Below are 26,307 nucleotides of genomic sequence, written 5' to 3'. Positions count from 1 at the left end.
ACCCCGGAAAGGCCGATTGGAAAACAGTGTGGCAGGCTTGTCGAGCAACCAGACGCTGCAAACTGGCAGGCCAGCACGTTCCGCGGCAGTTCATTCAAGCGCGGGTGGCGGGCCGGCTCAATGCCTGGCGCATTTTTCTGTCGCAGCGCGCATTGCATCGCGGAATTTGGAATGATCGAACACGACGCGTCGCAGTTCCCGGTCGCAGCTATTGCCGTCCGGCCCCATGGCGGCACAAAGGCGAAGGATATCGGCACTCAGCGAAAGCGCGGCAGAAGCTTCGTCCACCTGGTCGTAGGCATCCAGACAATCCAGCGAGGCGGCTTTTGCGACCTTGTCCGCGGTCGGTCTGAGCACAACCAGCAATTCCTGCGCGCCGGTAGCGCCGGACAACAGCACATAGCCGACCAAGGAGCAGGTGAACACGTTTGCCTGTAGCATGTCGATCGTGCTCGAATATGCGATCTGGCAAAGCTTATTTTCAATTCGGCGGAGCGAACAGGGAGAGGAAATGGGGAAGTCCCTCGACCGATGGGAGTAATCCATTGGGTTTGGACGATCTAGTTCCCGATGAAGCGGCGGCGCATGGAGACGCACCACGCGGCGTGCCGATATGCCCTGCCAGGAATGCCCGGGAAAAATGGTGGGCGATGACGGGCTCGAACCGCCGACATCTTCGGTGTAAACGAAGCGCTCTACCAACTGAGCTAATCGCCCTTAGCGGGCCGGACCATTAAGCAGTTCCGGCCGGCTTCGCAAGTCCCCAGACGCGATTCAGCGGCTTGCCGGGGTGATAAGGAAAGCCGAAATCGGGCTTTCCAGAAAAACATTCAATCTTTTCACACAACCATCACCGGAGCGCTTGACACCTGCCGGGGAACCCCTTATCCACCCGCCCAACGACGAACACATCAACGGTGTCCGTCCAAGCGCGGGTGTAGCTCAGTCGGTTAGAGTGCCGGCCTGTCACGCCGGAGGTCGCGGGTTCGAGCCCCGTCACTCGCGCCATTTTTCAATAGTTTACCAGATTTTGTTCGAGAAACTCTGAAAGCCGGAGCGGCGTTCGGAGTTGCGGTCAGTCGACCCTTCCCGCCTGAAAATAGCCGATAGGCGGCCCCGGCAAACTCGGGGCGGCATCCCGCTCGACGCCATCGGCATTGCGCTGTTGGCCGGCGTGCTGGAACACGCCGTTTCAAGCGAGGCGCAGAGAGCCACCTCGGCCCGCGCTACCGCGATCTGAACAGCAAACCCTGGTCCGCGGTCAGGCGCACGGAAAGCGCCGGATTGCCCAACATCCCCAGCAATCAGAAATACCTCGGCCACGCCGACGGCCTGACCGGGTTGGGCAGCCTCGAAAGAACCGCAGCGGGGCTTTTCCGCCGCCTGCGGCAGCGCCTCGCGAACTGTCCGCTCCGCCAGGAACCGGGGGAAGCCAATGGCGGCCTGAACCGTCCGACAGGCGGATCGCGCGATATCCCCCGCCACCAGAAGGGCGGGATCATCGATCATGGCCTCGAACTCGGCCACCACCAGCACGGTTCCGGGCAATTCGCCCTGCAGTCTGGTGAGGTCGGTCAGGCGCCAACGCGCCCTCCCATGGGCTGCATCCGCCCGCGCTCGACGACGACCGGGCTGGCCATATGCCGGGCCACCGCGAGCCGTCCGCGGCCATCACGTTCGGTCATAGCGTGAACCAAAGAAAAACCCCGCCGGCAACCGGCGGGGTTTTGCTATTCACGAACGAGGCAGAACCTGCCCCGATACAGCGGCAGCGGATTAGTTGACCGCGTCCTTGAGGCCCTTGCCGGCGGTGAACTTCGGCACCGTGCGGGCCGGGATCTTCACCTCGGCGCCGGTCTGCGGGTTGCGGCCGGTCGACGCGGCGCGCTTCGACACCGAGAAATTACCGAAACCGACAAGCCGGACGTCCCCACCGTTCTTCAGTTCGCCGGTGATGACGGAGAACACCGCATCGACCGCCGACTGTGCGTCAGCCTTGGACAGTTTCGCAGCATCGGCGACAGCGGACACCAGTTCGTTCTTGTTCATAAAATTTCCCTTCCATGAGAAAACCAGGACGAAAGACTCATCCGGCAGGAGCCGAACTTTAAAAAGAAGCGCGACCGCAACCAAGCGAAATTCCGGCTTCGGGGGCTGAGAATCCCCTGTTTTCCGGGCTTTTCAAGTAAAAAAGCCGGGCACAGGGCCCGGCTTCTTCGATTGATGCAGCGCAACGTGAGCGAGCGCTAATGTGCCAGCGCCTTTCCGGCCTCGTCGGTGGTGTCGACGGCGGCCGGCGTTTCGGCAGGTTCCACCCACTCGATCGGCTCCGGCATGCGCACCAGCGCATGGCGCAAAACCTCTCCGACGCGGCTGACCGGGACGATCTCCAGGCCGTTCTTCACGTTGTCCGGTATCTCGGCCAGATCCTTGGCATTCTCTTCCGGGATCAGCACCTTCTTGATACCGCCGCGAAGCGCGGCCAGCAGCTTCTCCTTCAACCCGCCGATCGGCAGCACCCTGCCGCGCAGCGTGATCTCGCCGGTCATCGCCACATCGGCCTTCACCGGAATGCCGGTGAGCACCGAGACGATGGCGGTGGCCATGGCCACGCCGGCCGAGGGACCATCCTTCGGCGTCGCGCCTTCCGGCACGTGGACGTGAATGTCGCGCTTGTCGAAGAGCGGCGGCTCCACGCCGAAATCGATGGCCCGCGAGCGGACATAGGATGCCGCGGCGGAGATCGACTCCTTCATCACGTCCTTCAGGTTGCCGGTGACGGTCATGCGGCCCTTGCCGGGCATCATGACACCCTCGATCGTCAGCAACTCGCCGCCGACCTCGGTCCACGCCAGCCCGGTGACGACACCGACCTGATCGTCGGTCTCGGCCATGCCGAAGCGGTAGCGCTGCACACCCAGATAGTCGGCCAGGTTCTCCCTGGTGATCTTCACCGACTTCTTCTTGGTCTTCAGGATCTCGGTCACCGCCTTGCGCCCGAGCTTCATCAGCTCGCGCTCCAGAGAGCGCACGCCGGCTTCGCGGGTGTAGGTCTGGATGATGGCGCGGATGGCGTCATCGGTCACCGAGAATTCCTTCGGCTGCAGGGCGTGGTCGCGAACCACCTTGGGCAGCAGGTGCCGCTTGGCGATCTCGACCTTCTCGTCCTCCGTGTAGCCGGCGATCCGGATGATCTCCATGCGGTCCATGAGGGGCGCAGGGATGTTCAGCGTGTTCGCCGTCGTCACGAACATCACGCTCGACAGGTCGTATTCGACCTCGAGGTAATGGTCCATGAAGGTCGCGTTCTGCTCCGGATCCAGCACCTCGAGCAGCGCCGAGGACGGATCGCCACGGAAGTCCTGGCCCATCTTGTCGATCTCGTCGAGCAGGAAGAGCGGGTTGGACTTCTTGGCCTTCTTCATCGACTGGATGACCTTGCCGGGCATCGAGCCGATATAGGTGCGCCGGTGACCGCGGATCTCGGCCTCGTCACGCACGCCGCCGAGCGCCATGCGCACGAACTCACGGCCGGTCGCCTTGGCGATCGACTTGCCGAGCGAGGTCTTGCCGACGCCGGGCGGTCCGACGAGGCACAGGATCGGGCCCTTGAGCTTCTTCTGGCGGCTCTGCACGGCCAGGTACTCGACGATGCGCTCCTTGACCTTGTCGAGGCCGTAGTGATCGGCGTCGAGCACGTCCTGCGCGAAGTTGAGGTCCTGCTTGACCTTGGAGTTGCGGCCCCACGGAATGGACAGCAGCCAGTCGAGATAGTTGCGCACGACCGTCGCTTCCGCCGACATGGGCGACATGGTGCGCAGCTTCTTCAGCTCGGCGTCCGCCTTTTCGCGGGCCTCCTTGGAGAGCTTGGTCTTCTTGATGCGCGCTTCCAGCTCGGCCGCTTCGTCACGACCGTCCTCGCCCTCGCCGAGCTCCTTCTGGATCGCCTTCATCTGCTCGTTGAGGTAGTATTCGCGCTGCGTCTTCTCCATCTGGCGCTTGACGCGCGAGCGGATGCGCTTCTCCACCTGGAGTACGGAAATCTCCGCCTCCATGAAGCCCATGGCGCGCTCAAGACGCTCCTTCACCGAAAGGGTGGAGAGCATCTCCTGCTTCTCGGGGATCTTGATGGCCAGATGCGAGGCGACCGTATCGGCGAGCTTGGAATAGTCTTCGATCTGGCTGGCCGCGCCGACCACCTCGGGCGAAATCTTCTTGTTGAGCTTCACATAGTTCTCGAAGTCCGAGACCACGGAACGGGCCAGGGCCTCGATCTCGACCTCGTCCTCCTCCGGCTCCTCGAGCGTCACTGCGCGGGCCTCGTGGAAGTCGGCGCGGTCGGTGAAGCTTTCGATGCGCGCACGCGCGGTGCCTTCGACCAGCACCTTGACGGTGCCGTCGGGCAACTTGAGAAGCTGCAGCACATTGGCGAGCGTGCCAACCTCATAGATGGCGTCGGCTTCGGGATCGTCGTCGGCGGCATTCATCTGGGTGGCGAGCAGGATCTGCTTTTCCTGACCCATCACCTCTTCCAGGGCCTTGATCGACTTTTCACGGCCGACAAAGAGCGGCACGATCATGTGCGGAAAGACCACGATGTCGCGCAGGGGAAGGACTGCGAACACACCGTTGCCTGCGGACCGGGCTGTTTTGGCCATTGTCTAACCTTTCCTTCGCGCACGCCTTTGGCCGAACGCGAATCCTATATTAACGACCGGGGATCGTTCCGCCTACCACCGTTTGCGACGGAGGCTTTGCAGCGCGGACATCAGCCCCGAACTCATCCGTTAGGTGGATGCCGGCAAAGCAAAGATCAAGTGGCGATGTGCGCCATGAACCGGACGGAGGTCTAAAAGCGGTTTCCGGCGCGCTTCGCTCAAGCCCGTTTGGGGCCCGATCCACGCCTGCTTGTCCGGCCTGTCTGCCTTGCGGATGAGCCCGTCATCTGCCTGCCAAACATGCCCGGAGCCGCCGCGCGGCTCCGGGGCACGCCATTGTCAGGCGCTGACGTTACCCTTCTTTTCCTTGGCGTCGGAATAGATGTAGAGCGGACGCGCATTGCCGGACACCACCTCCTCGGAGATGACGACCTCGCGCACGCCTTCCAGCGCCGGCAACTCGAACATGGAGTCCAGCAGGATCGCTTCCATGATGGAACGCAGGCCGCGCGCGCCGGTCTTGCGCTCGATGGCGCGGCGGGCGATGGCGGCGAGCGCGTTCTCGTGGAAGGTCAGCTCCACATTCTCCATCTCGAACAGGCGCTGATACTGCTTCACCAGCGCGTTCTTCGGCTCGGTCAGGATCTGCACCAGAGCGGCCTCGTCGAGGTCCTCCAGCGTCGCCAGTACCGGCAGGCGGCCGACGAATTCCGGAATCAGGCCGAACTTGAGCAGGTCCTCCGGCTCGACCTGACGGAACAGTTCACCGGTGCGGCGCTCCTCGGGCGAGGCGACGCTGGCGCCGAAGCCGATCGAGGTCTTGCGACCGCGGTCGGAGATGATCTTGTCGAGCCCCGCGAAGGCACCGCCGCAGATGAACAGGATGTTGGCGGTGTCGACCTGCAGGAACTCCTGCTGCGGATGCTTGCGGCCGCCCTGCGGCGGCACGGAGGCGACGGTGCCCTCCATGATCTTCAGGAGCGCCTGCTGCACGCCCTCGCCCGACACGTCGCGGGTGATCGAGGGATTGTCGGACTTGCGCGAAATCTTGTCGATCTCGTCGATGTAGACGATGCCGCGCTGGGCGCGCTCGACATTGTAGTCGGCCGCCTGCAGCAGCTTCAGGATGATGTTCTCGACATCCTCGCCGACATAGCCCGCCTCGGTGAGCGTCGTGGCGTCGGCCATGGTGAAGGGAACGTCGATGATGCGGGCGAGTGTCTGGGCCAGCAGGGTCTTGCCGCAGCCGGTCGGGCCGATCAGCAGGATGTTGGACTTCGACAGCTCGACGTCGTTGCCCTTGCCGGCGTGAGCAAGGCGCTTGTAGTGGTTGTGGACGGCGACCGACAGTACGCGCTTGGCGTAGGGCTGGCCGATCACATAGTCGTCGAGAACCTTGATGATCTCCTGCGGCGTGGGCACGCCCTCGCGCGACTTCACCATCGAGGTCTTGTTCTCCTCGCGGATGATGTCCATGCACAGTTCGACGCACTCGTCGCAGATGAAGACGGTGGGCCCGGCGATCAGCTTGCGCACTTCGTGCTGGCTCTTGCCGCAGAACGAGCAATAGAGCGTGTTCTTGGAGTCACCGCCGCCGTTGCTGACCTTGCTCATCTTCCAGTCCTTTCATGACCGTCCGCCGGTGGCCTGGCCGGCGGGACGCACTCCCGGTGCTCCGAGGAAATTCGCCGCTGCCGGCTCCCCGGCTTCCCGCAACGCATTCCGTACGAAACACCAATCAGAAAACGTGGCAATGATTCCCGCAGCCCCATTTCGAAGCTAAGCCGTCGAAAATCAACATTGCCTTAACGTAGGCAATCGCGTGGGCTGTGGGAACAGCAAATTGTGGCCGAAATGCCGCAAACCTTCTCAAAAGCGTGTCATTTCCGCGCCTGGCACATATCAGGCCGAAGCAGTGTCCGCCTCGGCCGCCTCACGCGTGGAATGCACCTTGTCGATCAGCCCGAATGCCAGCGCCTCTTCCGCAGTCATGAAATGGTCGCGGTCGAGCGTTTTTTCAATGGTCTCGTAGTCCTTGCCGGTGTGCTTGACATAGACCTCGTTGAGACGGCGCTTGAGCTTGATGATGTCCTGCGCGTGGCGCTCGATGTCCGACGCCTGGCCCTGGAACCCCCCCGAAGGCTGGTGAACCATGATGCGCGCATTGGGCGTGGCGAAGCGCATGCTCGGCGCGCCGGCGCACAGGAGCAGCGAGCCCATCGAGGCGGCCTGGCCGATGCACAGCGTCGAAACGGCCGGCTTGATGAACTGCATGGTGTCGTAGATGGCCATGCCGCTCGTCACCACGCCGCCCGGCGAGTTGATGTAGAGCGAGATTTCCTTCTTCGGGTTCTCGGCCTCAAGGAACAGAAGCTGCGCGCAGACCAGCGTCGCCATGCCGTCCTCGACCGGACCGGTGATGAAAATGATGCGCTCCTTCAGGAGGCGCGAGAAGATGTCATAGGCCCGCTCGCCGCGATTGGTCTGCTCGACCACCATCGGAACGAGGTTCATGTAGGTTTCGATCGGGTCTTTCATGGATTGTCCTTGTCGAGAGGGGGACCGGGGCAAGGCCGGGATTGAATCGTTCTTCTTACTCATCCCGTAAATAGGATGGCGGCTCGCCCTTGCGCAAGGGCGAGACTGCGCCACAAGCCCGTTAAGGTTGCCGCTTAACGGGTCGGGCCGGCCAATCACCCCGCTTCGGCACGCAGCCAGCGCTTCAGGCCGTCGGTATCGCCGGTTTCCACCGCGCCCGCCACGCTTCGGCCGACGGCCGCGCCGAACTTGTAGCCATGGCCCGAACATGCCGACACGATCAGGCACCGGCCCTTTTCATGGGCATAGAAGGTTTCGTCCCCGGTGAAGGTGTAGGCGCAGGTCACGACATCGGTGACGCGGTATGCGCCGATCCGGGCGATGGGCGGGGAAAACAGGCTGAGGATCGCCTCGCCCTCCCCCTCGACAGGCTCACGGTTCCAGTCGGCGTCGCTGGTTTCGACCTTGTGCAGGCCGGAGCCGAATTTCAGGCCGGCCCCTCCCGTGGGCGGGACCATGTAGCCGTCGGTGTTGCCGCCGACATCGAGGATCACCGGGGCGGCGTCCCAGGCGGCCTTGAGATCGGCGGGCGGCTCGGCATAGGCGACCGCCGTGCGGTAGGTCGTCAGGTCCGCGCCCAGTTCGGGAAACAGTTTCAGCACCCAGGCGCCGGCGGTCACGACGACGCGGTCGGCCTGCGTGACGGACCCATCCGCCAGCGTCACGCGGCCGGCATCGGCCTCCACTTCGGTCACCTTGCTGTGCTCGTAGACATTGGCGCCCTTGCGGCGCAGCCAGGCCAGCAGGTCCGCCGCGATGCGGCGGCAATGCAGCGCGCCGCCCTCCTCGGAGAAGAAGGCGAAGCGGAACGTTCCGGCCTCCAGAAACGGCCAGCGCTCGACGGCGGCGCCGGGCTGGAGCAATTCGACCGGCCAGCCGCCCTGCTTCATCCCTTCGAGATAATCGTCGGCCTCGTCGCCCGGCTCGCGCGAGACGCACAGGAAACCGCGCGGATCGAGATGGCTGCGGCCGAGATCGGCCCACATTTCGTCCCACGCATCATAGGCTTCGGAAATCAGCCGCCCGTAGCCGGACTGGCTGCCATAGGCGCGGCGGATGATGCGGTGATGATCGCCGGAAGCGGCAAGCGGATTGGGAATGGGCCCCTGCTCGATCAGGGTCACGGCATGGCCGGCCTTGACCAGCGACCAGGCGCTCGACAGGCCCGCTATGCCCGCCCCGATGACAATGACCTGCATGTGCTTACCCTTCCAACGAAACCGGCCCGATGCCAGAACATACGGGCCGGCGTCGCTGCGGCAAGGGCGCAGGCGCGGGTTCAGATCTTCAGCGTGCGGTTTTCCTCGCGGCCGACCCCACGGACCTCGATGCGGTCGGCATATACCTCGACCACCGCATAGGCGGTGGTGTCGGGCGTATCGACCATGCCCTTGAAGTTGAGGAAATGCTTGCCGCCGGTCTCGCCGTAATTGCCGGCATGGTTGTGGCCGTTGAAATAGGCGACGAAATTATCGTAGCCGGTCAGCATCTCCACGATGCGCTCGGAATCCCACTGATTGTGCTCATTGGCCGGGTAGACCGGATAGTGGTTGAGCACGATCACCTTCTCGCCGGCGGCCTGCGCCTTCTTCATGGTCTCCTCGGCCCAGGCGAACTGCTCGTCGCTCAGCGAACCGTTCCAGGTCTGGGCATTGTCCGCCTCCCTGGCCTTCAGCTCTTCCAGCCTTTTCGCGGCCACTTCCCGGCGCGGGTCGCCTTCCGGCGGCGCGAAGGTGCTGACGTCGTTGCCGTCCAGCACGAGGAAGCGGTAGCCGCCGCCGGTGAAGTCATAATAGGCCTTTTCCATGCCCACGGTCCGGGTGACCGAGGTCAGGTATTCCTTGGCAATGTCATAGTCGTGGTTGCCGAGCACGAAGAAATGCTCGTGCCTGAGCTTGTCGTAAAGCGGCAGGATATGGTTGAAGCTTTCCCAGTGGCGGTCGATGATGTCGCCCAGCGTGGCCACGAACTGGAGGTCTTCCTTGTTGAACGCCTCGATGGCGTCGGAGAGCTTCCAAAGGCTGTTGGAATAGTAGCGGTTCATCTTCAGGTTCGGGACGACCGGCGCATATTGCGGGTCGGCGACGATGCCGAAGCGGAACAGTGGCGCCTCCTGCGCGACGGCGCGGGTGACGGTGAAGCCCGCGAAAGGCGTGAACAACGCGGCGGCAGCGCCGGCCTTGATGAGATTTCGACGAGTGACCATGACGGCCTCCTTGGCTTGTTGGAAGGACAAGCCGGAGCTAACCGCTGGCCATGACAGGCAGGTGACGCCGCCCGCCGTTTCAGAGGCGGATCACATATTCCTTGCGAGTCGTTTCAAGGACTTCCCAGCTTCCCTTGAAGCCGGGCCTGAGGACGAAGGAATCGCCGGCGCGCACGGTGCGCGCCTGACCGCCCTCCTCGGTGATCACCGAGACGCCGGACAGGATATGGCAGAACTCCCACTCGTCATAGGCGATGCGCCATTTGCCGGGCGTCGATTCCCAGATGCCGGCATAGAGGCCGCCATCGCGTTCCTCCACATTCCAGCTCCGGAATTGCGGATCGCCGGAAATGAGACGGTCCGGCGCGGGTGCGCCGGCCTCCGCCTCGATGCCGGCGATGTCGAGGGACAGGAACTTCGGCTCGCTCATGCCGACCGGGCTCCGGATTGCTGCGGAGCCCTGCCTGCATTTGGGCCTGTCCCTGGGCCTGCCATGAAGGTCAGGCCTTGGCCAGCGCCTGTTCGAGATCGGCGATGATGTCCTTGACGTCCTCGATGCCGACCGACAGGCGCACGACTTCGGGGCCGGCGCCGGCCGCCACCTTCTGCTCGTCGGAAAGCTGGCGGTGCGTGGTCGAGGCCGGATGGATGACCAGAGACTTGGTGTCGCCGATATTGGCCAGATGCGAGAACATCTCCAGCCCCTCGACGAATTTGACGCCGGATTCGTAGCCGCCCTTGAGGCCGAAGGTGAACACCGAGCCGGCGCCCTTGGGCGAATATCGCTGCTGAAGGGCGTGGTTCTTGTCGTCAGGCAGGCCCGGATAGGACACCCAGTCAATCTTCGGATGCTTCGACAGCCATTCCGCGACGGCCTGCGCATTGTCGCAATGCCGCTGCATGCGCAGCGGCAGCGTCTCCAGGCCGGTCAGGATCAGGAAGGCGTTGAACGGCGAGATCGCCGGGCCGAGATCGCGCAGGCCGAGCACGCGCGCGGCGATGGCGAAGGCGAAATTGCCGAAGGTCTGGTGCACGACGATGCCGCCATATTCGGGCCGCGGCTCCGACAACAGCGGATATTTGCCCGACTTCGACCAGTCGAAAGTGCCGCCGTCGACGATGATGCCGCCGATGGCGTTGCCATGGCCACCGATGAACTTGGTCAGCGAATGGACGACGATGTCGGCGCCATGCTCCAGCGGCCGCACCAGATAGGGCGAGGCCAATGTGTTGTCAACGATCAGCGGCAGGCCATGCTTGTGCGCGATATCGGCGATCGCCTGGATATCGACGAACTCGCCGCCGGGATTGGCAAGGCTCTCGATGTGGATCGCCTTGGTGCGCTCGTCGATCAGTTTCTCGAAGCTCGCCGGGTCATCGACATCCGCCCAGCGCACGTCCCAGCCGAAGCTCTGGAAGGAGGCGCCGAACTGGTTGATGGTGCCGCCGTAAAGCTTGCGGGCGGCGACGAAATTGTCACCCGATTGCAGCAGCGTGTGGAAGACGAGCAGGTGCGCGGCCTGGCCGGATGCCGTGGCAAGCGCGGCGGTGCCGCCTTCCAGCGCCGCGACGCGTTCCTCCAGAACCGCCTGGGTGGGGTTCATGATGCGAGTGTAGATGTTTCCGAACGCCTGCAAGCCGAACAGCGAGGCGGCATGGTCGGTGTTCTCGAAGACGAAAGAGGTGGTCTGGTAGATCGGAACGGCGCGCGCGCCGGTGGTCGGATCCGGCTTGGCGCCCGCATGGACGGCGAGCGTGTTGAAACCGGGGGCATTCTGCGACATTTCATTCCTCCAAGGCGGGCATATCGGAAACTCTTTGCTATCATTGTGAGCGGCAAGGCAAGTTGCAAAGCGCAAAACACCATACCCCCGAGCGCTTTGGAACGATAATCCCGATTTTCCGGAAAGTGTCGGAATAATATTCTTCATCCAGACACGGACGGGCCGATCCAGGCGTTACACGCCAGCGTTGAAAGTCTTTGCCCGAATGTGCTTCTCATAGGCGCCCATTCGAACGGAGCCGTGCCATGCCTGCCCAGACCACGCATCAACCGAGCCTGACCACGCAAGAAGCCAATGAGTTGCTGGGCTCCGTCTACCCGCAGCTCAACGAGGGCGGGCGCACATATGAGGTGCTCGATGTGTTCAGCGGCGGCTGCACGGTGCGGCTCAATGCCGACGAGCGTCATTTGCGGCCGGGCGGCACGGTGTCCGGCCCGACCCTGTTCACGCTGGCCGATATCGGCGGCTATGTGCTGGCGCTGACGCATGCCGGCGCCGACCCGCTGTCCGTCACCGTCAATCTCAACATCAACTTCATGCGCAAGGCCGGAATCGGGCCGATCGACGGCCACTGCCGCATCCTCAAGCTCGGCAGGAGCCTGATGGTGTTCGACATCGATATCGTGGCCGGTGCGGACGGACACAGCGTCTCCCATGCCACCGGCACCTATTCGATTCCGCCCAGCCGCAAAAACAACCCAGCATGAGCCGAGGCTGAACCGCCATGATATTCGACGTTCTGAACCTGATCGCCACGACCGTGCTGGCGGTCGCCGCTGTGTTCATAGCCCGCAACGCCAATTCCATTTCGCAGAACGCGAACGAGCTTGCCGACCATGCCAACGAGATTTCACGGCAGGCCGTAAAGCTGGAGGCCGACAAGCAACTCATCGAATGGGGCCAGCGCGTCTTGTGCTGCGCCTCCTCGCTCGTGGCGCTGCGGACCCTGAAAAAGGGCGAGATCGACAATGACGAATTCATCCAGAAGCGGCGGGAATTGCGGGCCACGCTGTTCGCGCTCAAGGAAGAGGGCCAGCTTTTCTTCCGCGTTTCCGGTGCGGTGGACGGCGCAGATATCCCGCCGGCCCTGAAAGCCGTCCACGAATTGACCGAACTGACGAACGGCAAGGTCTTCAGGCTCCCGTCCCAGGATTACGACGCCGACAGCGTCAGGGAACTGCGCACCGAGGTGCGGACGGTTATCGGGGACATCCAATCGCGCGTATCGGATCATTGGGTGAGGTAAAATAATACCTTAATTTCAACATACTGTTTTTGTTATAGTTTTTAAAATGGAAGGCAGTTTCGGTGGCTTGACGCCACCCTGCCCCTTCCCTATAAGCACGATGTAGACAGCGGCCTCGATCGGCCGCCGTTTTGTTATTGGCGGCCGCAGGCTTCCAATCCAAGCAACAAGAAACGCCGTGCAGGCCGCAAGGCAGGCAGGGTCCCAACTGGAAACAGAACCATGACAACCTTTTCGCAGAAGCCTGCGGACGTGGTGAAGAAGTGGGTGCTGATCGACGCCGAAGGTCTCGTCGTCGGCCGCCTCGCCTCTCTCGTCGCCAACCGTCTGCGCGGCAAGCACAAGCCCACCTTCACCCCCCATGTCGATGACGGCGACAACGTCATCATCATCAATGCCGACAAGGTGGTGTTCACGGGCAAGAAGTACACCGACAAGAAGTACTACTGGCACACCGGCCACCCCGGCGGCATCAAGGAGCGCACCGCGCGCCAGATCATCGAGGGCCGCTTCCCCGAGCGCGTCGTCGAGAAGGCTGTCGAGCGCATGATCCCGCGCGGCCCGCTCGGCCGTCGCCAGATGAAGAACCTGCGCGTCTATGCAGGCACCGAACACCCCCACACGGCCCAGCAGCCCGAGACGCTCGACGTCGGCGCGCTGAACGCCAAGAACAAGAAGGTCAAGTAATGGCTGAGCAGCTTTCCTCGCTCGCGGAACTGGGCTCCGTCGCCCAGACCTCGCAGCCCGCCGCGCCGGTCCATGTCCAGAAGCTCGACAAGTCGGGCCGCGCCTATGCCACCGGCAAGCGCAAGGACGCCATCGCCCGCGTCTGGGTCAAGCCCGGCTCCGGCAAGGTCGTCATCAACGGCAAGGAGTACGACAAGTACTTCGCGCGTCCGGTCCTGCAGATGATCCTGAACCAGCCGATCGTCGCGGCCAACCGCGTCGGCCAGTACGACGTCATCGCCACCGTTGCCGGCGGCGGCCTGTCCGGCCAGGCGGGCGCCGTGCGCCACGGCATTTCCAAGGCTCTGACCTATTACGAGCCGGAACTGCGCGGCGTGCTCAAGAAGGGCGGCTTCCTGACCCGCGACAGCCGCGTGGTCGAGCGCAAGAAGTACGGCAAGGCCAAGGCCCGTCGTTCCTTCCAGTTCTCGAAGCGCTAAGCAGCACGCTTTTCACTTCATCGAAAAGGCCGCCTTTCGGGCGGCCTTTTTGCTTTGGCGGCTCAAGCCACGCGCTCAGTTGATGCTCGCCGTTCGCCCGGCCATCTCGATGTCGCTTCCCTCATAGGGAACGCGGTAGCCGTTGGCGGCCAGCCAGTTTATGGCGGCACCCGGCTCGTCGGTCTGGATGATGGTGGCGCCCCGCTCCGCCCAGAACCCCCAGCTTTCCGCCGGCAGGCTGGCCAGCGTCGCAAGCTCGTCACCGCGCCCGCCGGCCAGGAAGCCGCCCGGCTTGTTGACGATGGCGTAGGTGTTGGCCCAGATATGCCAGTTGCCACGCACCGCGGCGGCGCGCATGCGTGTGGAAAACAGCGGCCCGCCGGTCTTCGTCAGGAACTCGGCGCCATCGCGCCAGTTGATCAGTTCCATGGCGCGCGAGGGCAAGGCGGACTGCACGGTCTCGACGAAACCGACATCGCGCACCGCATCGTCGGCGATGATGGGCATGAAATGCACGCCATCGCCCGTCGTGCGCAGCATGTCGCGTGCGCCGGCAAGGCGCTGCTCGTTCCATAGATTCTCCTTGATGACGACCTGCCTTACCATGCCGAGATTGCGCGCGACGGCGATCATGGCGGGAAACTCGTCCCTGCCCAGCTTGTTGTCGATGTTGACGAGGATACGCCCCTTGGCGGCGGACAGGAACTCCACCAGCGTGGGCACGAACTCGCCGGTGGCAACGCCGGTGCCTTCGACAACGAGGCGGCATTCCTTCAGTTCCACCAGCGTCCGGGGCGCCACCTCGCCCTTGCAGGTGGTGGTGCGGTCGAGCCAGCTATCGTGCATCACCACGAGGACGCCATCGGCGCTGCGGCGCACGTCCACCTCGACCATTTCCGCGCCGTCGGCGATCGAGGCCCGCAGCGCGGCCAGCGAATTCTCGGGATAGAGCGTCTTTCCGGCCCGCAGGCCGCCTGCCCTGTGCGCGACGATCATGACGTGATCGCGCCAGCGATTGGCCTGCTCGAACCGTTCCAGTATCTGGTCGACGCGATTCTCGCCGGCCATTGCCGCGCCGCCGGGCAGCAGGCAGATGAAGGCAAGCAGCAGGCGCATCCAGGACATTCGCATCAGAATCACTCCGCCGGACGTGTCGGGGTGTGATCTATGGGCTGGCCATGACGGGCGCGTGAACGAAGCCGGCTTATGCGGATATGAAAAAGGCCCCGTCGAGCGGGGCCTTCTTGCGAAATTCCGGGAATGAAACCGGGATCAGTTTCCGGCCTTGGCCTTTTCCTGCTCTTCCTTGAGCTTCTTGGCGAAGTCCTCGTTGTTCTTGGAAACGAACTCCTGGAGCTTCTTCTGGCGATCTTCCAGGTCCGACGCCTGCAGCGCCGGGCCTTCGAAGGCACCGGTGAAGCCCTCGAGCGAAATCTTGATCGGGTTCGGCTGATTCTGGAAGTTGATCGAGGTCAGCTGAATCTCGGAGCCCTTCTTGAACGAGGCGACGAGCTGGTCGGTCATCGGCACCTCAGCCACGCAACGGTCCGGGAAGCAGATGACATAGTCGAGCTTCTGGGCCTTGCCGCCGTCAACCTGGAGGGCGATGCCCGGAGGCACGAGGCGGCCGCTGGGCACGGTGACCTGGAAGACCTTGCGATTGACCTTGCCGCGCAGGTCGATCATGCTCACGCCGGTGACGAGCTGGCCATTGCCGGCGGTGACGATGTTCTGCACGTTGCAGATATCGACGTCTTCCTGCTTCGAACAGGCCTTGAACCAGCCCTGCGGAATCTGCTGGGCCGAAGCCTGCGGCAACCCGGTTGCGAGGAACCCGGCCACGCCAGCGGCCATGACCGACAGACGGTACGCTTTGGATTTCAGGCTGGACATAAGGTGCGCTTCCTCTCGACTTTGTGCCCGCGGCGCAAGCCCGACGCCGCACCGCAACGCTACCTGTTGCGTAAATGAGGCAACAGGATGGCTCGCGCGGCGTGTTACACTGCAAGCGTCGGCGAATCCAGCCCGCGGGGTGCATTTCTTGACTGTGACCACCGCATTTGCGCGCCACGTGGTAACTTCGCCACCGAATCACCACGCCGTGCACCGGAACCCGTCATGAGCCGAACCGCTTTCTGGCTGACCGCCGCCCTTTCGCTGCTGTCCATCGCACCCCAGAATGCCGCGGCGGAACCCCGCCACGCCCTCGCCATGCAGGGCGAGCCGGCGCTTCCGGCCGGTTTCACCCATTTCGGCTACGCCAACCCCGACGCGCCCAAGGGCGGCGAGGTCACCTATTGCGTGGTCGGCACCTTCGACAATCTCAATCCCTTCATCCTGAAAAGCCTGCGCACCACCGCGCGCGGCGTCATCGACACGATCTTCGGCAACCTCGTCTTCGAGCCGCTCATGCAGCGCAACATGGACGAGGCCTTCAGCCTCTACGGGCTGCTGGCCGAAAGCGTGGAGATGGACGAGGACCGCAAATGGATCGAATTCCATCTCGACCCGAATGCGAAATGGTCCGACGGGCAGCCGGTGACGCCGGAAGACGTGCTGTTCACCTACGACGTCTATACCGAGAAGGGCCGCCCCCCCTATTCCGACCGCATGAAGCGGGTGGAGAAGCTGGAGAAGACCGGCGAGCACAGCGTGCGCTTCACCTTCAACGAGCATGCCGACCGCGAATTTCCGCTCATCATCGCCGCAACGCCCATCGTGCCGAAGCATTTCTTCGACAAGGAAACCTTCGACCGCGGCACACTGAAGCCGGTTATCGGCTCCGGACCCTACATCATCGACCAGGTGGTGCCGGGGCAGCGCATCGTGTTTCGCCGCAACGCCGACTACTGGGGCAAGGACATCCCCACCAAGCGCGGCTTCGACAATTTCGACAAGATCACCATCGAATATTTCCTGAACGCCACCGCCCAGTTCGAAGCGTTCAAGAAAGGCATCTGCACCGCCTATGCCGGCCCGCTCTACACCGGCATGGGGCCGTTGCAGGTGGAGCGCGAGTTCGACTTTCCCGCCGCCAAGGACGGGCGGATCATCGTCAAGGCCTACGACCTCGGCATTCCGCCGGTGGTGACGGGTTTCCTGTTCAACACGCGGCTGTACAAATTCGCCGACCCGACCGTGCGGCGCGCGCTGGGCATGCTCTACGACTTCGAATGGGCCAACAAGAACATGTTCGGCGGCAAGCTCGCCCGCACTATGAGCTACTGGCAGGGCTCGGAGCTTTCCGCCCTCGGCCATCCGGCCAGCGAGAAGGAAAAGGCGCTGCTCGCCCCCTTCCCCGGCCGCGTGCCGCCGGATGTGATGGACGGCACCTGGCGCCCGCCGGTGAACGACGGATCGGGGCAGGATCGCGCCGCGCTGAAAGCCGCGCTCGACCTGCTCAAGAGCGTCGGCTTCAGGATCGAGAAGGGCGTGATGCTCGATCCGGACGGGCAGCCCTTCGGCTTCGAGATCCTCACCGCCTCGCAGGACGAGGAGCGGCTGGCGGCCCTCTACCAGCGCACGCTGGCCAAGCTCGGCATCGCCGTGACGATCCGGGCGCTCGACGGCGACCAGATCCAGTCGCGCAAGCAGCGCTTCGATTTCGAGTTGCTGATCGGATCGAGCGGCTTCAACAATTCGCTCTCGCCCGGCATCGAGCAGATCGGACGCTGGGGATCGGAGGCCGCCGATATCGAGGGCTCGTTCAACCTTGCCGGCGTCGCCGATCCGGCGGTCGACGCGGCCATCGAGGCGATGCTCAACGCGCGCGCCAAGGACGATTTCGTCGCGGCCGTGCGGGTGCTCGACCGGCTGCTGATCTCCGGCAATTACATGGTGCCGATGCAGCACAACCCGCAGCAGTTGATCGCCTACTGGAACAAGCTGGAGCATCCGGGCAAGGACCCGCTGTTCGGTTTCCAGTTGCCGACATGGTGGGTGAAATCGAACTGACATCCCGCGAAAGGAGCAGGCCATGACAGCATCCCCTACCGTCAGCATCGACGTGGTGTCCGATGTCGTGTGCCCGTGGTGCTTCATCGGCCAGAAGCGGCTCGACAAGGCGATTGCCGCGGCCGAGGGCATAGAAGTCGAAGTCAACTGGAGGCCGTTCCAGCTCGATCCGACCATACCGGCCGGGGGGTTGGACAGGCACGACTATATGCTGGGCAAGTTCGGCAGCGAGGATCGCATCCGCGAAATCCACGCCCGCATCGAGCCGCTGGGCGCCGCCGAAGGTATCGCCTTCGACTTCGACGCCATCAAGGTTTCGCCCAACACGCTCGACGCCCATCGTGTCATCCGCTGGGCCGGCGCGACGAGCCGGGAGGTGCAGGGCAAGCTGGTGCGGCGCCTGTTCAGCCTGTATTTCGAGCAGGGCGAGAATGTCGGCGATCCAGCGGTGCTGGTCGCCGCCGCACGGGAAGCGGGCATGGATGCCACGGTCGTGGAAACGCTGCTGTCCACCGACGCGGATGCCGACGCCGTGCGGGCCGAGATCGCCACCGCCTCGCGCATGGGCGTCACCGGCGTGCCGTGCTTCCTGCTCGAAGGCCGCTACGCCGTGATGGGCGCGCAGGAGGCCGAAACCCTCGCCGACGCCATAAGGCAGGTCGCGACGGCAAAAGCGCGCGGGGAACTGGACAGCGCCGGGTAATTACCCCTCCACAGATCCAGCTATCATGATCCCATGCCGCATCAGCCTGTCGCTCCGAAGAACCGCCGTTTTGCGCGCTCGATGCGGAAGGAGCCGACAGAGGCGGAGCACAAGCTCTGGCAAGAGCTTCGGGATCGACGGCTGGACAAGATGAAGTTCCGGCGGCAGGTGCCGATCGGACCCTATATCGTCGATTTCCTGTGTCTTGAAGCAAAGCTCATTGTCGAAATCGACGGCAGCCAGCATGCGAATTCGGTCTACGATGAAAATCGAGATGCCACTTTGAACGGGCTCGGCTTTCGCGTGCTCCGCTTCTGGAATGATGACATCATCGCTTATGCGCGCGATCCCGGCGCTGAAACCTTGGCGGTGAATTTTCAGGAGCGGTGACCGGAGCCGGGCGTATCGTCGAGGCTGCCCATTCCAAGCCCCCCGCCCATGCCGCCGCCTCCCATTCCCATGCCTCCGCCCATTCCACCGCCGCCGCGCCCGCCGGAGCCCTGCCCCTGCCTGCCTTCGCCCTTGCCGCGCCCGCCGGATCCGGACGGCCGCGTAGGACCCTGCATGGGGATAGACAGGTCGGCCGGGATGGGTCCGATGTCGAGCGCCTCGCGGATGAAATCGCGCAACGAAACGACAAGCTCATGCGTATGCACCGGGTGGCCGGCGACCAGTTCGCGCGCGGCACGTTCGGCCAGCCGCACCTGCTGCTCGGTGCCGAGCAGGATGATATCGGAAAGTGCTGCCTCCACCGCGTCGCGGATGCGCCGGGGACGGTCGGAGCCCGGTTCGGCATTCGGAACGACGACGCCGACCGTTTCCGCCGCCTCCCCTTCCTCATCCGGTACGGGTTCGGCGGCGGGTTGCTCCCGCCTGTGCAGGTCGCGCAGATGACGGGGATCGACCGTCAGGTCGCCGGTGAAGGAACCGCCCAGCACCTTGTAGGCGGCGATCAGCGTGCGCAGGCGCTCATTGATCTGGCGGTTCATCCGCTCCCGGCGCTGCTGGATGGTGAACATCATGATGAGCCGGATGCCCATGCTAATGAGCGTGAACAGCGCCAGCCCGACCACCGTGAACAGGATGCTCTGCCAGGAGCTGAAATCGAAATTGCGCAGCATCTGCCCTCCGCCCCCGAACTGCGCCGCATAAATCGGCGTCGGTTGCAAGAACTAGGGCAATTGCGCCTGCCGATCCAGCGCCCCTCAGGCGGCTGCGAGTTTCGCCAGTTGCGTCATCACCACCGCCGAGCCGGAAAGACGCTTGTCGGCATTCGGCCAGTCGCGGATGAAGACGACGCTCTGGTCCGGCCTGATCTTGGCCAGGATGCCCTGCTCGCCGATGAATCTGACCAGCCCGGCCGGGTTGGCAAAAGTCTTGTTGCGGAACTGGATGACGACGCCCTTCGGCCCCGCATCCAGCTTCTCGACATTGGCCTTGCGGCACAGCGCCTTGATGAAGACGATCTTGAGCAGGTGCTTGACCTCGTCCGGCAGCGGGCCGAAGCGGTCGATAAGCTCGGCCCCGAAGGCGTCGATCTCCTCCGGCGTCTCCAGGTCGCCGAGGCGGCGATAGAGCGCCAGCCGCAATTGCAGGTCGGGCACATAGCTTTCGGGGATCATCACCGCCGTGCCGATGGCGATCTGCGGCGACCAGCCGGTGTCGGTCGCCTCGCCGGAGTCCTTCACCTCGGCCACCGCCTCTTCCAGCATCTGCTGGTAGAGCTCGAAGCCGACCTCCTTGATGTGGCCCGACTGCTCCTCGCCCAGAAGATTGCCGGCACCGCGGATGTCGAGGTCGTGACTGGCGAGCTGGAAGCCGGCGCCCAGCGAATCCAGCGATTGCAGGACCTTGAGGCGGCGGTCGGCGGTGTCGGTCAGCTTCTTCTTGGCCGGCAGCGTGAACAGCGCATAGGCGCGCACCTTGGAGCGGCCGACGCGGCCCCGAAGCTGGTAGAGCTGGGCGAGGCCGAACATGTCGGCGCGATGGACGATCATGGTGTTGGCGGTCGGGATGTCGAGGCCGGATTCCACGATGGTGGTGGAGAGCAGCACATCGTACTGGCCTTCGTAGAAGGCGTTCATGATGTCGTCCAGCCGGCCGGGGGGCATCTGGCCGTGGGCTATGGCCACCTTCAGCTCCGGCACGGATTCCTTAAGGAAATCCTCGATTTCCGAAAGATCGCTGATACGCGGCACGACGTAAAAGCTCTGGCCGCCGCGATAGCGCTCGCGCAGCAGCGTCTCGCGGATGACCAGCGGATCGAAGGGCGAGATGAAGGTGCGCACCGCCATGCGGTCCACCGGCGGGGTGGCGATCAGCGACAGTTCGCGCACGCCCGTCAGCGCCAGTTGCAGCGTGCGCGGAATCGGCGTCGCCGACAGCGTCAGCACATGCACGTCGGTCTTCAGCTCCTTCAGCCGCTCCTTGTGCTTGACGCCGAAATGCTGCTCCTCGTCGATGATGAGCAGGCCGAGGTTCCTGAACTTTATGGAAGAGCCGAGCAGCGCATGGGTGCCGACGACGATGTCGATGGTGCCTTCCTCCAGCCCCTTCCTGGTTTCGGCCAGCTCCTTGGCGCCGACCAGCCGCGAGGCCTGCCGCACCTTGACCGGAAGCCCGGCGAAGCGCTGCGAGAAGGTCTTGAAATGCTGGCGTGACAGAAGCGTGGTCGGCACCACCACCGCCACCTGGAAACCTTCCAGAGCGGCGATGAAGGCCGCGCGCAACGCCACTTCCGTCTTGCCGAAACCGACGTCGCCGCACACCAGCCGGTCCATCGGCCGGCCGGCGGAAAGGTCTTCCATCACCGCGTCGATGGCCGTCTGCTGGTCGTCGGTTTCCTCGTAGGGGAAGCGGGCAGAGAACTCGCCGTAGATGCCTTCGGCCGGGATCATGGTTGGGGCGGCGCGCATCTGGCGCTCGGCCGCGATGCGGATGAGGTCGCCCGCCATGTCGAGCAGGCGTTTCTTCAGCCTTGCCTTTCGGGCCTGCCATGCGCCGCCGCCGAGCTTGTCCAGCGTGGCCTCGGCCGAATCCGAACCATAGCGCGACAGAAGCTCGATATTCTCCACCGGCAGGAACAGCCGGTCGTCGCCGGCATAGCGGATTTCGAGGCAGTCATGCGGCGCGCCGGCGGCCTGAATGGTCTTCAGGCCGACGAAACGGCCGATGCCGTGATCGGCGTGGACGACGATATCGCCGGCCGAAAGCGAGGCCGCCTCGGAAATGAAATCGGCGGCGCGCTTGCGCTTCTTCGAGCGGCGCACCAGCCGGTCGCCCAGAATGTCCTGCTCGGCAACGACGACCATGCCGTCGGTCTCGAAGCCGGTTTCGAGTTGCAGCACGGCCAGCGCCGCCTGCCCTTTCTCCAGCTTCTCGGTTTCGGAGAGCGTGGCGACGCGCTTAAGATTGCCGAGATGATGCTCGGCCAGGATCTGCCCCAGCCGGTCGAGCGAGCCTTCCGTCCAGCCGGCGATGACGACGCGGCGGCCGACGGCGCGCTGGTCGGAAATGTGCGTCACCGCCTCGGTGAAGACGTTGGCGTTGGGGTCGGCGCGCTCCTCGGCAAAGCTGCGGCCGGCCCGCGCCCCGGCGTGGAAAACCTTCCGGCCGCCCGCATCGGGTGCCGCGAAAGGCGTGAACTCGATAGCCTCGCGCCCGGCGGTCGCGGCGTTCACCTCGTCCGGCGAGAGATACATGAGCTGCGGCGCGACCGGCTTGTAGGGCACGGCATCCTTCAGCGCGCCGTCGGCCTGCTGCTTGCGCGCCTCGTAGTGGTCGAGGATCAGCGCGTGGCGCTCGGAAAGCGCCTCATGCGCCAGATGGTCGAACACCACCGGCACATCCGGCAGGTAGTCGAAGATCGTCTCCAGCCGCTCGTAGAAGAAGGGCAGCCAATGCTCCATGCCGGCAAAACGGCGGCCTTCGCTCACCGCCGCATAGAGCGCATCGTCGCGGGAGGGTGCGCCGAAGGCCTCGATATAGGCGCGGCGGAAGCGGCTGATGCTGTCGGCGGTCAGAGCCACCTCGCTCATCGCCTGCATCACCAGTTCGGCCCGCTGGCCGGTGGTGCGCTGACTGGCGACGTCGAAGGCGCGGATCGATTCCAGCGTGTCCCCGAAGAAATCGAGGCGCAGGGCTTCCTCCGCGCCGGGCGCAAAGAGGTCGAGGATGCCGCCGCGCACGGCGAACTCGCCCACCTCTCGTACGGTCGGCACGCGCTCGAAGCCGGAATTCTCCAGCCGCTTGACGAGCAGGTCCATGTCGACCTGATTGCCCGGCTTCGCCCGGAAGGTCTGCGCCTCGATCAGTTCGGCCGGCGGCACCCGCTGCAACAGCGCATTGGCGGTGGTGAGCACCACGGCGCGATGCGGTTTGGCGCGCAAGGCGACGATGGCGGCCAGCGCATCGAGGCGGCGCGCGGCTGCATCCGAGCCCGGGGAGACGCGATCGTAAGGCAGGCAGTCCCACGCCGGCAGTTCCAGAACCGGCAGGCCGGGATCGGCGAAAGCCAGCGCCTCGACGATGGCCGGCAGGCGCTGCCCGTCACGGGCCACGAAGACAAGCGGACGGTCCGGCGCGATCTCGCGCGCGGTTTCCGCCAGCGCGAAGGCCTCGTAGCCGTCGGCCACGCCATCAATGACGAAGGAGCCGGTGCCGCCCTTCGACAGGCCGATTTTCGGAATGAGGCTCATGAAGCGTATTTCTTCGGAACGTGGCGGTTTCGGTAGGCCAGACTTCAGATAGTTCAGACGGTGGCGGACGCAACCTTGCCGCGCCATTCCAGAACGCGATGCAGGATCGGCAGGCCGAGGCCGGCGGGAACCGGGTTCTGGCCGGTGATCCACGGCAGCAGTTCGGTGTCGTTGATCTCCAGCAGCCGCTCATACTGATCGAGGTCGTCGGCGCTCATGGTTTCGATCTCCGCATCCGCGAAGCTGCCAAGGATCAGGTCCATCTCGCGCATGCCGCGATGCCAGGAGCGAAACAGAAGCTTGCGGCGGCGCGCGTCCAGTCCTTCGCTTGTTCTCGACGTTCCGGTCATGGCAGCTCCTTTTCGCTCGCCGCGCATATAGCGTGGATAGAGGGCGGTGTCAGCCTTGCAACGCGGCGCGGAGTTTCTAATCTCCGGCGATGCGTCCTTCCCTGCTCGATCCGCTGTTCGCGCCCATAACCTCGCTGGCCGGCGTCGGCCCCAAGGTGGCGGCGCTGATCGAGCGCGTGCTGCCGGTCGATCTCGGCGACCGCGAGGCGCGCGCCGCCGATCTCCTGTTCGTGCTGCCGAATTCCGTGATCGACCGGCGCAGCCGGCCGGGCATCGCCAATGCGGCTCCCGGCGCCATCGTCACGCTCGACCTGACCATCGACCGTCACCAGCCCCCGCCGCGCGGCAACCGTTCGGTGCCCTATCGCATCTTCGCCCATGACGACACCGACGACATCACGCTGACCTTTTTCCACGCCCACGCCGCCTATCTGGAAAAGCAGCTTCCCGAAGGCGCGCAGGTGGTCGTCTCCGGCCGCATGGAGTGGTTCAACGGCCGGCCCTCGATGGTGCATCCGGATCATATCGCGCTGGCCGAGGAGGCGGCAAACCTGCCACTGGTAGAGCCGGTCTATCCGCTCACCGCCGGCCTGTCGGGCAAGGTGCTGCGCCGCGCCATCGGGCAGACGCTGGCGCGCGTGCCGGAACTACCGGAATGGCAGGACGCCGCCTTCATGCGCCGCCAGTCCTTCCCCGCATTCAACGCCGCGCTGGAGCGCATCCACAACCCCGAAACGCCGATGGACGCAGCGCCGGACAGCGCCGCATGGCGCCGGCTCGCCTATGACGAGTTCCTTGCCGGGCAGGTTTCGCTGGCGCTGGTGCGGGCTCGTGTGCGCCGGCTGTCCGGCCGGCCACTGACGGGTGACGGCCGGCTTGTCGAAGCGTTGCGCGCCGCCCTTCCCTATGCGCTGACCGGCTCGCAGGAAACGGCGCTCGCCGAAATCCATGCCGACCTCGCCGAACCGGAGCGCATGCTGCGCCTCCTGCAAGGCGACGTGGGCTCGGGCAAGACGGTGGTGGCGCTGCTTGCCATGGCGCGGGCGGTCGAAGCCGGCGGACAGGCGGCGCTGATGGCGCCGACCGAAATCCTTGCCCGCCAGCATTTTGCCACCATCGCACCGCTGGCCGCACGCGTGGGGCTCAAGGCCGCGGTGCTCACTGGCCGCGAAAAGGGGCGCGAACGCAGGGAGGTATTGGAAGGGCTTGCCGACGGGTCGATCCATATCGTCATCGGCACGCACGCGCTGTTTCAGGAGAGCGTGGCCTTCCGCAACCTCGTGCTGGCGGTGGTCGACGAGCAGCACCGCTTCGGCGTGCACCAGCGGCTGGCGATGACCGCCAAGGGCGACGCGCCCGACATGCTGGTGATGACCGCAACCCCCATTCCCCGCACGCTGGTGCTGACCGCCTTCGGCGACATGGACGTTTCGCGGCTCACCGAAAAACCGGCCGGCCGCCAGCCGATCCGCACCGTGACCCTGCCGCTGGAACGCTTGCCGGAACTGGTCGGGCGCATTCGCGACGCGGTGGCGGAAGGCCAGAAAGTGTACTGGATCTGCCCGCTGGTCGAGGAATCCGAAGAGGTCAAGCTGATGTCGGCGGAAGACCGTTTCGCTTCGCTGCAGCCCGTGTTCGGCGACCGGATCGGCCTCGTCCACGGCCGCATGAAGGGCGCCGAAAAGGACGAGGCCATGCGCGCCTTCAAGGACGGCGAGACGCGGGTTCTGATCGCCACCACGGTGATCGAGGTGGGCGTCGACGTGCCGGATGCCACCATCATCGTCATCGAGCATGCCGAGCGCTTCGGCCTTGCCCAGCTTCATCAGTTGCGCGGGCGGGTGGGGCGCGGCTCCAAGCCCTCCTCCTGCGTGCTGCTCTACAAGGACCCGCTGGGCGAGACGGCCAAGCGCAGGCTTTCGGTGATGCGCGAGACGGAGGACGGCTTCCTGATCGCCGAGGAGGATTTGAAACTGCGCGGCGAGGGCGAACTGCTCGGCACCCGCCAGTCCGGCACGCCGGGCTTCCAGATTGCCCGCATCGACACCCATGCCGACCTGCTGGAAGCCGCGCGTGACGACGCAAGGCTGATACTGGCCACCGATCCGGACCTGCAAGGCGCTCGCGGCGAGGCGCTGCGGCTCCTGCTCTACTTGTTCGGCAAGGACGAGGCCGTGCGCTTGCTGCGCGCCGGCTGAAGCTCTTCCAGTTTCGGGTTGGAAATGGTGACGGCCTCCGCATCCGGGCCGCGCCTGTGCTTCACCTTGGGCGCCACGAGGCCGGCCGAGACGATGAGGCGCGCGCCCTCCTCGATGCTCATGTCGAGCAGGACGATCTCGGACTTGCGCACATACATCAGGAAGCCGGTGGTCGGGTTGGGCGTGCAGGGCATGAAGACGCCGATCAGCGGGTCGCCGCCCCGGTCCAGCTTCTGGTTGATCTCGGTCTCCTTCTCGCCCGCGAGGAAGACCAGCGACCACACGTCCTTGCGCGGATACTCGACCATGCCGACCTGCTTGAACATGTCGCCCTTGTTGGACAGCACGGTCTCGAAGATCTGCTTGAGCGAGCGGTAGATGCCCCGCACCAGCGGCATGCGGCCGAGCAGGCGCTCGCTGAAATTGACGATGGCCCGACCGACGATATTGGCCGTGAGGAAGCCGATCAGCGTGATGAGCACCAGCGCCACGATGAGGCCGAATCCCGGAACCGCGAAGGGCAGATAGGTGTCGGGGCTGTAGCGGATCGGAATATAGGGCTTCACCCAGGAATCGACCCAGCCCACGAACGACCATGTCAGGTAGGCGGTGATCGCCAGCGGCGCGCAGACGATGAATCCGGTCAGGAAATAGTTCCTGAGCCGTGTCATTGCCGAGGTCTTGATGATGTCCGACATGCTCGCCCGCTTCGTTGCGCCGCAACATTAAGCGAGTGGCCGGCGCTTT

The 26,307-nt window shown here is 64.4% G+C and carries 24 protein-coding genes and 2 tRNA genes; 9 read left to right on the top strand and 17 right to left on the bottom strand.

All coding sequences use genetic code 11. The features are described 5' to 3' along the window. Nucleotides 1-117: 117 nt before the first annotated feature. Nucleotides 118-426 (bottom strand): hypothetical protein, encoded by a 309-nt coding sequence (locus tag ACVCNR_RS16050; protein WP_447075464.1) that lies wholly within the window; start codon nt 424-426, stop codon nt 118-120. A gap of 215 nt (nt 427-641) precedes the next feature. Further along, nucleotides 642-717 (bottom strand) — tRNA-Val (locus tag ACVCNR_RS16045). 214 nt (nt 718-931) lie between these two features. Between ACVCNR_RS16045 and ACVCNR_RS16040 the strand changes: the two genes are divergently transcribed. Then, a tRNA-Asp gene (locus ACVCNR_RS16040) sits at nt 932-1,008 on the top strand. A 12-nt stretch (nt 1,009-1,020) separates the two neighbouring features. On the opposite strand, the gene ACVCNR_RS16035 is transcribed toward ACVCNR_RS16040, so the two are convergent. The 9 genes from ACVCNR_RS16035 to ACVCNR_RS15995 all read right to left on the bottom strand — a co-directional run bounded on the left by ACVCNR_RS16035 (nt 1,021) and on the right by ACVCNR_RS15995 (nt 11,246). Beyond that, nucleotides 1,021-1,548 (bottom strand): hypothetical protein, encoded by a 528-nt coding sequence (locus tag ACVCNR_RS16035; protein WP_447075462.1) that lies wholly within the window; start codon nt 1,546-1,548, stop codon nt 1,021-1,023. A gap of 228 nt (nt 1,549-1,776) precedes the next feature. Next, nucleotides 1,777-2,049, bottom strand: a complete 273-nt coding sequence (gene hupB, locus ACVCNR_RS16030) for a DNA-binding protein HupB (RefSeq protein ID WP_447075460.1) — start codon at nt 2,047-2,049, stop codon at nt 1,777-1,779. 197 nt (nt 2,050-2,246) lie between these two features. Continuing rightward, complete coding sequence (lon, locus tag ACVCNR_RS16025; protein WP_447075459.1) at nt 2,247-4,658, bottom strand: endopeptidase La; 2,412 nt, start codon at nt 4,656-4,658, stop codon at nt 2,247-2,249. Nucleotides 4,659-4,997: 339 nt separating this feature from the next. Further along, nucleotides 4,998-6,272, bottom strand: coding sequence for an ATP-dependent Clp protease ATP-binding subunit ClpX (gene clpX / locus ACVCNR_RS16020; protein WP_447075458.1), 1,275 nt, complete (start codon nt 6,270-6,272; stop codon nt 4,998-5,000). Between the two features lie 288 nt (nt 6,273-6,560). Further along, nucleotides 6,561-7,196 (bottom strand): ATP-dependent Clp protease proteolytic subunit, encoded by a 636-nt coding sequence (locus tag ACVCNR_RS16015; protein WP_447075457.1) that lies wholly within the window; start codon nt 7,194-7,196, stop codon nt 6,561-6,563. A gap of 155 nt (nt 7,197-7,351) precedes the next feature. After that, a complete protein-coding gene (locus ACVCNR_RS16010) occupies nt 7,352-8,455 on the bottom strand; it encodes an NAD(P)/FAD-dependent oxidoreductase (protein WP_447075456.1) in 1,104 nt (367 codons plus the stop codon). A gap of 80 nt (nt 8,456-8,535) precedes the next feature. Next, complete coding sequence (locus ACVCNR_RS16005) at nt 8,536-9,462, bottom strand: metallophosphoesterase (RefSeq protein WP_447075455.1); 927 nt, start codon at nt 9,460-9,462, stop codon at nt 8,536-8,538. Between the two features lie 79 nt (nt 9,463-9,541). After that, nucleotides 9,542-9,892 (bottom strand): cupin domain-containing protein, encoded by a 351-nt coding sequence (locus ACVCNR_RS16000; protein ID WP_447075454.1) that lies wholly within the window; start codon nt 9,890-9,892, stop codon nt 9,542-9,544. Nucleotides 9,893-9,962: 70 nt separating this feature from the next. Continuing rightward, complete coding sequence (locus ACVCNR_RS15995; RefSeq protein ID WP_354192704.1) at nt 9,963-11,246, bottom strand: O-acetylhomoserine aminocarboxypropyltransferase; 1,284 nt, start codon at nt 11,244-11,246, stop codon at nt 9,963-9,965. A 245-nt stretch (nt 11,247-11,491) separates the two neighbouring features. Between ACVCNR_RS15995 and ACVCNR_RS15990 the strand changes: the two genes are divergently transcribed. From ACVCNR_RS15990 to rpsI, 4 genes are all read left to right on the top strand, one after another. Next, nucleotides 11,492-11,953: a PaaI family thioesterase gene (locus ACVCNR_RS15990; RefSeq protein ID WP_354192705.1), complete on the top strand. Its 462-nt coding sequence runs from the start codon at nt 11,492-11,494 to the stop codon at nt 11,951-11,953. A gap of 17 nt (nt 11,954-11,970) precedes the next feature. Further along, nucleotides 11,971-12,492, top strand: a complete 522-nt coding sequence (locus tag ACVCNR_RS15985; RefSeq protein WP_354192707.1) for an SHOCT domain-containing protein — start codon at nt 11,971-11,973, stop codon at nt 12,490-12,492. 222 nt (nt 12,493-12,714) lie between these two features. After that, on the top strand, nt 12,715-13,179 hold the full coding sequence (gene rplM, locus ACVCNR_RS15980) for a 50S ribosomal protein L13 (RefSeq protein WP_354192708.1): 465 nt from the start codon (nt 12,715-12,717) through the stop codon (nt 13,177-13,179). Continuing rightward, nucleotides 13,179-13,658 carry a 30S ribosomal protein S9 gene (rpsI, locus tag ACVCNR_RS15975; protein WP_354192709.1) on the top strand — a complete coding sequence of 160 codons (480 nt, stop codon included), beginning with the start codon at nt 13,179-13,181 and terminating at the stop codon, nt 13,656-13,658. The genes rplM and rpsI overlap by 1 nt, the downstream gene beginning before the upstream one ends. Before the next feature lie 75 nt (nt 13,659-13,733). On the opposite strand, the gene ACVCNR_RS15970 is transcribed toward rpsI, so the two are convergent. Continuing rightward, nucleotides 13,734-14,789: a glycerophosphodiester phosphodiesterase family protein gene (locus tag ACVCNR_RS15970; protein ID WP_447075453.1), complete on the bottom strand. Its 1,056-nt coding sequence runs from the start codon at nt 14,787-14,789 to the stop codon at nt 13,734-13,736. Nucleotides 14,790-14,930: 141 nt separating this feature from the next. Beyond that, nucleotides 14,931-15,551, bottom strand: a complete 621-nt coding sequence (locus ACVCNR_RS15965) for an invasion associated locus B family protein (protein WP_354193046.1) — start codon at nt 15,549-15,551, stop codon at nt 14,931-14,933. A 225-nt stretch (nt 15,552-15,776) separates the two neighbouring features. Here ACVCNR_RS15965 and ACVCNR_RS15960 point away from each other — a divergent pair, with 225 nt between their 5' ends. Genes ACVCNR_RS15960 through ACVCNR_RS15950 form a run of 3 tightly spaced genes read left to right on the top strand, consistent with a single transcriptional unit; the run spans nt 15,777 to nt 18,705 of the window. Further along, nucleotides 15,777-17,612, top strand: coding sequence for an extracellular solute-binding protein (locus tag ACVCNR_RS15960; protein WP_447075452.1), 1,836 nt, complete (start codon nt 15,777-15,779; stop codon nt 17,610-17,612). 22 nt (nt 17,613-17,634) lie between these two features. After that, nucleotides 17,635-18,315: a DsbA family oxidoreductase gene (locus ACVCNR_RS15955; RefSeq protein WP_447075451.1), complete on the top strand. Its 681-nt coding sequence runs from the start codon at nt 17,635-17,637 to the stop codon at nt 18,313-18,315. A 33-nt stretch (nt 18,316-18,348) separates the two neighbouring features. Then, a complete protein-coding gene (locus ACVCNR_RS15950) occupies nt 18,349-18,705 on the top strand; it encodes an endonuclease domain-containing protein (protein ID WP_447075450.1) in 357 nt (118 codons plus the stop codon). Here the strand turns inward: ACVCNR_RS15950 and ACVCNR_RS15945 are convergent. The 3 genes from ACVCNR_RS15945 to ACVCNR_RS15935 all read right to left on the bottom strand — a co-directional run bounded on the left by ACVCNR_RS15945 (nt 18,693) and on the right by ACVCNR_RS15935 (nt 23,362). Then, complete coding sequence (locus tag ACVCNR_RS15945) at nt 18,693-19,436, bottom strand: hypothetical protein (RefSeq protein WP_447075449.1); 744 nt, start codon at nt 19,434-19,436, stop codon at nt 18,693-18,695. The two genes, ACVCNR_RS15950 and ACVCNR_RS15945, sit on opposite strands and share 13 nt — an antisense overlap. Before the next feature lie 84 nt (nt 19,437-19,520). Further along, nucleotides 19,521-23,012 (bottom strand): transcription-repair coupling factor, encoded by a 3,492-nt coding sequence (gene mfd, locus ACVCNR_RS15940; RefSeq protein ID WP_447075448.1) that lies wholly within the window; start codon nt 23,010-23,012, stop codon nt 19,521-19,523. A gap of 53 nt (nt 23,013-23,065) precedes the next feature. Further along, nucleotides 23,066-23,362 carry an FAD assembly factor SdhE gene (locus ACVCNR_RS15935; protein WP_354192717.1) on the bottom strand — a complete coding sequence of 99 codons (297 nt, stop codon included), beginning with the start codon at nt 23,360-23,362 and terminating at the stop codon, nt 23,066-23,068. Nucleotides 23,363-23,451: 89 nt separating this feature from the next. Here ACVCNR_RS15935 and recG point away from each other — a divergent pair, with 89 nt between their 5' ends. After that, nucleotides 23,452-25,560, top strand: coding sequence for an ATP-dependent DNA helicase RecG (gene recG, locus ACVCNR_RS15930; RefSeq protein WP_447075447.1), 2,109 nt, complete (start codon nt 23,452-23,454; stop codon nt 25,558-25,560). Here the strand turns inward: recG and ACVCNR_RS15925 are convergent. Beyond that, nucleotides 25,512-26,258, bottom strand: coding sequence for a DUF502 domain-containing protein (locus tag ACVCNR_RS15925; protein WP_354192719.1), 747 nt, complete (start codon nt 26,256-26,258; stop codon nt 25,512-25,514). The genes recG and ACVCNR_RS15925 overlap by 49 nt on opposite strands. Between the last annotated feature and the right edge of the window lie 49 nt (nt 26,259-26,307).

It is taken from the genome of Aquamicrobium terrae, assembly GCF_052978165.1.
This window is presented reverse-complemented; position numbering and strand designations above follow the sequence as displayed.